The sequence below is a fragment of the Haloferax sp. Atlit-6N genome (assembly GCF_003383195.1).
GTDB classification, from domain to species: Archaea; Halobacteriota; Halobacteria; order Halobacteriales; family Haloferacaceae; genus Haloferax; species Haloferax gibbonsii.
Genome location: NZ_QEQJ01000206.1, coordinates 1 through 504 on the forward strand (window position 1 = coordinate 1; position 504 = coordinate 504).

At 73.6% G+C, this 504-nt stretch carries 1 pseudogene; it reads left to right on the forward strand.

The window, feature by feature from the left end:
* A pseudogene (locus DEQ92_RS24020) lies at positions 1–504 on the forward strand (hypothetical protein); the annotation flags it as partial.

Here is a 504-nt window from a genome sequence, read left to right on the forward strand (position 1 = left end):
TGGCTCGGCGCCGTCGCCGCACTCGCGGCGCTGCTGCCGGACCTCGACGTCGTCTACGCGGTTGCGACCTACGCGGCCGCCGTCGCAGGCGACACGCCGCTCGGCTGGGAGGCGTTCTGGGGCGTCGCCAACGGCGTCCACCGCGTCGTCACCCACCCGCTCCCCGTCGGTGTCGGCGGGACGCTGGTCTTCGGCGCGGCCGTCGTCGTTGCTCGACGACGGCGTGAAACGGCCTCGGATCTCGCACAGCCGACCGATTCGACCGGACTCAACGATGTCGAGTCCCCGTCGCCGGTCGCTCGCCGGCGTACCTCGACACCCGCTGTCGCGGCCGTCGCCGTCGCTGTCGTCGCCGCTATCACGCTTCTCGCGACGTTTTACACCGCTGACGGATGGGCTGCGGCGCTCGTCGCTGCCGCCTTCCTCCTCGTCGTCGGCGGCGTCGGCGCCCTCGTGGGCCGTCGCGTCGCCGCTGCGCCGGCCCGCGATGCGCCGTCGCTCTCA